Consider the following 3,944-nt stretch of genomic DNA (forward strand, 5'->3'; position numbering starts at 1 on the left):
CATGACACGTCTCCTAACCCAAGGAAAACCAGTGTCGTAAGTTTAGACGGGAGAATGGCTTATGTTAGGTGGTAATCAGGAATTATCTTGATGCTCAGTTTAATTTGGCTGTTATGTATGAGAAAGGTGACGGTGTTAAAAAAAATTATGAAATAGCGTATTACTGGTTCTCAGTTGCAGCTAATAGGGGGGATCAGGAGGCAATAACAAAAAGAGACAATATTGGGAATAAACTGACGCCTGAAGATTTGCGTATAATACAGCTAAAAGCAAGAGGCTTTAACAAAGCCTGAGAGGATGGTGGCCTCTTGCTTGTTAGAAATCATCCGTCGATGGTTGGGATACTGTTGATATCCTGTGCTGTAGTCTATTGGTCGTTTACTAGATTACGCCGTTGGTGTGAACCATGCCGTAATACATTGCGAGTCGTTATTGGGCCTTGATGACTGTAAATTCGGGCAGCCTCGTTCAGCGTCGTGTATACAGCCATATCCCGCATTGAGTGTCTATACTGCGCACCGCGATATAAACCACCTACAATGCAAGGGCTGGTCATGACTGCAAATACACTGGAAGAACGCGTCGCTCGCTTGGAAAGACTGAAACCTATTCTGGAGGCAGAAAGTTTGAATACCTTACTTGAGGATCAACGCAATTTTCTGAACCGGCTCGACCATCAGGTCAATGTGCGGGTACATGCCGTTGAGGTTTCTATCACCGATCTGAAGTTTGATGTCGGGCAGGTGATGGACCGGGTGGATAAGCTGGATGGCCGTATGGATAAAATGGAATCCAGCATGGTTGAAATGAAGGCAGAAATGTCTGAAATGAAGACTGAGATGTCTGTGATGAAGGCCGATATCGCAACCATGAAAGGGATGCTGGAACTGTTGGTGGCGGCCAGACCCTGACCCTGCCTATAGCAGGGATGCTATTCACGGCTTTTACGAAGTGGCGTTATGAATCTGCTGGTAATCTCTGTAAAACCTGAAACCATTGATAAGCTGAACATTCTGGCAGGTCTACACTCGCAATGAGGTGAGAAGAAAATCGATATCCTTATTGGTAAAGGTGGAACCGGAGAATTCGCTAGAATCATGGTGCCTGCAGTCTCTAGGCTTTAGTGCCCCTCCCTGATAGGAATACAACGACGAATACCAGTATGACGCAAGTGTTCAGTAAAACGTTTTGCATTATGACGCCTCTCGTAGCAAGGCGATCAGCTCATCAGAACTCATGCTCAACTTGAAACGGTGGGCGACTATTTCAATGGGATCTTGCTGATCCTGTATCGTTCTTTTCAGTACAATCTCGCCGCGATCATTCTCCACGAAGGTGACACTATCTCCAGGTAGGATCCCGAGGCTTTTACGGATGTGGGCTGGTATGGTGACCTGCCCCTGAGTGGTGACTTTCATTTGGTTGTACTGGCTGGTTGCTTTAGTATCAAACGTATAGGGTAGTAGTTAATCGTCTTATAGTTATTAGATCGCAATGTTCACGTCTGGTTCCCGCAACACTGCTTAGGGTGCCTGTTATCTTCTCTCCACGTTACTGAAAGTTATCCATCACTCATGACATCACTTTCCTGCTTTAAGGCCTACGATATTCGTGGCCGCATGCCCGATGAACTCAACGATACCATCGCCTACCGCATCGGCCGGGCTTATGGCGAATACCTCAAGCCCACCACGGTGGTGATTGGTGGCGATGTCCGCCTTACCAGTGAATCCCTCAAGCACGCCGCGACCGAAGGGTTGCGCGATGCCGGTGTGAACGTGTTGGACCTTGGTCTTGCCGGTACTGAGGAAGTCTATTTCGCCACCTTTCATTTAGGTGTGGACGGTGGCATTGAAGTGACCGCCAGTCACAACCCCATGGATTACAACGGCATGAAACTGGTACGCGCCGGTGCTCAGCCTATCAGCGGCGATACCGGCCTGCGTGATATCCAGCAGCTTGCGGAAAAAGCGGATTTTGCACCGGTGGAAAACCGTGGCAGTTACGAAACGGTGGATACCCTGCAGGATTATGTCAGCCATATGCTGGGTTATATCCAGCCGGAAGCCCTGAAGCCCATGAAGCTGGTTGTTAATGCCGGCAATGGGGCCGCAGGCCATGTCGTGGACGCGATTGAGGCGCGCTTCCAGGCAAGCGGTATACCGGTGGAGTTTGTGAAGGTTCACAACGCGCCGGACGGCAACTTCCCCCACGGTATTCCCAACCCCATTCTGCCGGAATGCCGGGCGGCCACTTCAGAAGCGGTGCTGGAACACAAGGCGGATATGGGTATCGCCTGGGATGGCGATTTTGACCGCTGCTTCCTCTTTGATGAAAACGGCACCTTTATTGAGGGGTACTACATCGTTGGCCTGCTGGGCGAAGCCTTCCTGGCCCATAATCCCGGCGCCAAAATCATTCACGACCCTCGCCTGACCTGGAATACCATTGACCAGGTGTCCGCTGCGGGTGGTGAACCGGTGTTGTGCAAGACCGGCCATGCGTTTATCAAGGAACGTATGCGTAAGGAAGATGCCGTCTACGGCGGTGAAATGAGTGCTCACCACTATTTCCGCGATTTCGCCTATTGCGATTCCGGCATGATCCCCTGGCTGTTAGTGGCTGAACTGATGTCCCGCAAGGGTAAGACGCTTTCTGAGTTGGTGTCCGAGCGAATTGCGCTGTTCCCGTCATCCGGTGAAATCAACAGCAAGCTGGAAGATCCCCAGGGCGCGATTGATCGTGTGTTGTCGGTTTATGAGACGGATGCAGTTGCTGTTGACCATACCGACGGCATCTCAGTTGATATGGGACAGTGGCGGTTTAACCTGCGCCTGTCCAACACCGAGCCGGTGATCCGCCTGAACGTTGAAAGCCGTGGCGATATTGCATTGATGCAACAGCAGACGGATGAATTGTTGCGTTTGATCCGCGCATAAGTCCTGATCCTGTCTTGATAGCGCTGCGGTCTTGTAGACACAGCGCCAAGCTGTGACTGACGGATTGTATGTCTGCCCGTCAGCCTTCCTGTGTGGGTTGGCGGGCGAATCTCTTTGATTGTTTTACCGAGCGTAAATAACCACCCATGATCAAGAAATGTCTTTTCCCTGCCGCAGGCTACGGCACCCGTTTTCTTCCCGCGACCAAATCCATGCCGAAAGAGATGATGCCGGTAGTGAATAAACCGCTCATTGAATATGGCGTCGATGAAGCGGTGGAAGCCGGGATGACGGAAATCTGTATGGTCACTGGCCGTGGTAAGCGGGCGCTGGAAGACCATTTTGATATCAACTTCGAACTGGAACACCAGATCAGCGGCACCGGTAAGGAAAGCATGCTGGGTCATATCCGCGGGCTGATGGAATCCTGCCGTTTTTCCTATACCCGTCAGACAGAGATGAAAGGGTTAGGGCACGCTATCCTCACCGGCCAGACGCTGGTGGGCGATCAGCCCTTTGCGGTGGTGCTGGCGGATGACCTGTGTGTGAACCCCGGCGGCTCGGGTGTATTGGCACAGATGGCTAAACTCTACCGACAGTTTCGTTGCTCCATTGTGGCCGTGCAGGAAGTGCCGGAAGATCAGGTTCACAAGTATGGCGTGATTGCCGGGGATGTGATCCGGGATGATATTCTGCGGGTGACCGATATGGTTGAAAAACCCGCGAAGGAAGAGGCCCCTTCAAACCTGGCCATCATCGGGCGTTACATCCTCACGCCGGATATTTTTGATTTGATTGCCAACACCGAGCCAGGTAAAGGCGGAGAAATCCAGATTACCGATGCCCTGCTAAAGCAGGCGCAGGAAGGGTGTGTGCTGGCTTACCGCTTCAAAGGTACCCGGTTTGACTGCGGCAGCGTGGAAGGTGCGTATTCTGGCACAACTTGAACACCGATTCTGGTAACTCTTGAACACCCATTCTGGTAAGTCTTGAACACTGATTCTG

At 51.3% G+C, this 3,944-nt stretch carries 5 protein-coding genes; 4 read left to right on the forward strand and 1 reads right to left on the reverse strand.

Annotation, left to right across the window (positions count from 1 at the left end):
• Positions 1 to 68 precede the first annotated feature (68 nt).
• Both ABD892_RS11395 and ABD892_RS11400 read left to right on the forward strand, forming a co-directional pair.
• Positions 69 to 293, forward strand: a complete 225-nt coding sequence (locus ABD892_RS11395) for an SEL1-like repeat protein (RefSeq protein ID WP_345195788.1) — start codon at positions 69 to 71, stop codon at positions 291 to 293.
• Between the two features lie 261 nt (positions 294 to 554).
• Positions 555 to 911 carry a hypothetical protein gene (locus tag ABD892_RS11400; protein ID WP_345195789.1) on the forward strand — a complete coding sequence of 119 codons (357 nt, stop codon included), beginning with the start codon at positions 555 to 557 and terminating at the stop codon, positions 909 to 911.
• A 282-nt stretch (positions 912 to 1,193) separates the two neighbouring features.
• Here ABD892_RS11400 and ABD892_RS11405 read toward each other — a convergent pair whose 3' ends face one another.
• Positions 1,194 to 1,418 (reverse strand): AbrB/MazE/SpoVT family DNA-binding domain-containing protein, encoded by a 225-nt coding sequence (locus ABD892_RS11405; protein ID WP_345195790.1) that lies wholly within the window; start codon positions 1,416 to 1,418, stop codon positions 1,194 to 1,196.
• A 156-nt stretch (positions 1,419 to 1,574) separates the two neighbouring features.
• Between ABD892_RS11405 and cpsG the strand changes: the two genes are divergently transcribed.
• Positions 1,575 to 2,939, forward strand: coding sequence for a phosphomannomutase CpsG (gene cpsG / locus ABD892_RS11410; RefSeq protein WP_345195791.1), 1,365 nt, complete (start codon positions 1,575 to 1,577; stop codon positions 2,937 to 2,939).
• A 146-nt stretch (positions 2,940 to 3,085) separates the two neighbouring features.
• Positions 3,086 to 3,886 (forward strand): UTP--glucose-1-phosphate uridylyltransferase GalU, encoded by an 801-nt coding sequence (galU, locus tag ABD892_RS11415; protein ID WP_345195792.1) that lies wholly within the window; start codon positions 3,086 to 3,088, stop codon positions 3,884 to 3,886.
• Positions 3,887 to 3,944: the final 58 nt, after the last annotated feature.

It is taken from the genome of Kistimonas scapharcae (genome assembly GCF_039540975.1).
Taxonomy (GTDB): domain Bacteria; phylum Pseudomonadota; class Gammaproteobacteria; order Pseudomonadales; family Endozoicomonadaceae; genus Kistimonas; species Kistimonas scapharcae.